This window comes from Candidatus Cardinium hertigii (assembly GCF_003788695.1).
Genome location: NZ_RARA01000022.1, coordinates 31,300 through 32,093, shown reverse-complemented (window position 1 = coordinate 32,093; position 794 = coordinate 31,300). Strand labels below are relative to the sequence as shown.

Below are 794 nucleotides of genomic sequence, written 5' to 3'. Positions count from 1 at the left end.
AATTATATTGGTGATTTGATCAAAAAAGATATGTTTACATTTACGTTTACTTGCTGAAATATCTGCTAAACTTAATTGACCACTTGATTGGATTGCCATAACTATACAATTAATAATAATTCTAAAAAAATAAACACCGAAAACTCATGTTAAGTTAACTATTTTTTCAATGAGGGGAAAGTGGATTATTTATGATTAAATTTAATTGTCTATTGCAACGGCCTCAAAGAGTTTCTGAAAGCTTTTAGTTGAGCACTTCCCAATCAGCACTTGATGCATTTTTTGACGCATCACACCAAACAAAACTGAAAAATTCAAACGATACTCATTTATTTGCTCTGGTTTCCAAGGACCTTGAGCATCACACATATGCAGTGCCAATAAATTACACATTACTAAATGAGCCCAAAATTCCTGTAATACAGCTTCTAAATATATACCAGAAAAATTCTCTAGTGCTGCACTTATCTTTAATCGTTTATAACACTCTTCTATATGCCACCTCAAAGCATAAACTTTACTAATGCTTTCCAGCGTAAATTGTGCTCTGTCAAAAAGTGAAGTAACCAAAACTTCTCTTTTGCCATTGGATAACATAAACGCTACGACTCTTACTTTCTGGCTGATAGTTTTATCCTTATTTTCTAGAACTAGATCAAAATCTGATTCGCCCGATACAACCCGTTCCCATAGCTTAGTATAATTTTTTCCTTGTACACGAAAAATAAAATCTGTTTGACATGCATAATGTTGTTTGATAAACTTTACTGAAGTATAACCACGATCATAGATAC

1 pseudogene is annotated in these 794 nt (G+C 32.2%); it reads right to left on the bottom strand.

The features are described 5' to 3' along the window. Window positions 1–210: 210 nt before the first annotated feature. A pseudogene (locus EDM02_RS01920) lies at window positions 211–792 on the bottom strand (transposase); the annotation flags it as partial. Window positions 793–794: the final 2 nt, after the last annotated feature.